This is a genomic window from Streptomyces sp. NPDC057654, from assembly GCF_042800135.1.
Taxonomy (GTDB): domain Bacteria; phylum Actinomycetota; class Actinomycetes; order Streptomycetales; family Streptomycetaceae; genus Streptomyces.
In genome coordinates, this window is sequence record NZ_JBHVHQ010001500.1 from 1 (window position 1) to 1,001 (window position 1,001).

At 72.7% G+C, this 1,001-nt stretch carries 2 protein-coding genes and 1 pseudogene; all 3 read left to right on the plus strand.

Annotated features, from left to right (window positions below):
- Positions 1 to 418, plus strand: a 418-nt coding sequence (locus ACFU99_RS44650; protein WP_384404664.1) for a hypothetical protein, incomplete at its 5' end; no start/stop codon positions are given.
- Positions 415 to 573 carry a DUF6760 family protein gene (locus ACFU99_RS44655; protein ID WP_363225397.1) on the plus strand — a complete coding sequence of 53 codons (159 nt, stop codon included), beginning with the start codon at positions 415 to 417 and terminating at the stop codon, positions 571 to 573. The genes ACFU99_RS44650 and ACFU99_RS44655, both read left to right, overlap by 4 nt.
- A gap of 6 nt (positions 574 to 579) precedes the next feature.
- A pseudogene (locus tag ACFU99_RS44660) lies at positions 580 to 1,001 on the plus strand (hypothetical protein); the annotation flags it as partial.

Consider the following 1,001-nt stretch of genomic DNA (forward strand, 5'->3'; position numbering starts at 1 on the left):
GGCAGTCCCCGCCGCGCCCGGCGCGGCCGCGCAACAGATCCGGGAACCCCTGCGCACGGAGTTCGAGTTCGAGCTTCCGCGCGGCTTCGTCGACGAATCCGGCACCGTGCACCGCAACGGCGCGATGCGGCTCGCGACGGCCCGCGACGAACTGATCCCCCTGCGCGACGTGCGCGTACGGGAGAACCCCGCCTATCTGTCGGTGGTCCTGCTCGGCAGGGTCATCACCCGGCTGGGCACCCTCCCGATCGTGCACGACGGGACGGTGGAGAACATGTTCGCCTCCGACCTCGCCTTCCTCCAGGACTTCTACCGGCAGATCAACGCGGAGGGGCATACGCGCGCCGCGGTCGCCTGCCCGCACTGCTCGGAGTCCTTCGAGGTGGAGCTGGCCGGGAGCCGCCTGGGGGAATCGTGACGTACGCGACCGACCGGATCCACGAGGAAGTCGCGTACCTCGCCTACCACTTCCACTGGGGGCTTGAGGACATCCTCGACCTCGAACACGCCGACCGGCGCGCGTACGCGACGCGGATCGCGGAATTGGTGGAACGCGCCGAAGGGAAGCAGTGACGGGGCATGGGGTTGTTCAGGAGGAAGTCCCGGCGGACGGGGGCTGAGACGGAGGCGGAGGCCGCGGTCGCGGCCGCTTCGCCCGTTTCGGCTGCTTCGACTGCTTCGCCCGTCGAGGCTCAGGACGGCGGGTGGGCCGCCGTCCCGCCCGTACAGCGGGTGCTCGACGCGGTGAACCCGGTCGTCGAGACGCGGTTCACCACGTCGCTGGCCGCGCACCGCGACCCGTCCTTCGGCGGGGAACTGGGGCACGACGTACGGGCTTCCGCGCCCGGCGGGACGATCGGCGGGGTGATCTCGCGGGCGACCGCCGCGCCGAGCGCCGGGGGCGGAGGCGGAAGCGTGCTGCCCGCGCTGCCGGTGCTGCCGGTGGCTCCGCGGGGCCGTACGGACGGCCCCGTCGCCCCCGAACTCCCGGAGCCGCGCAC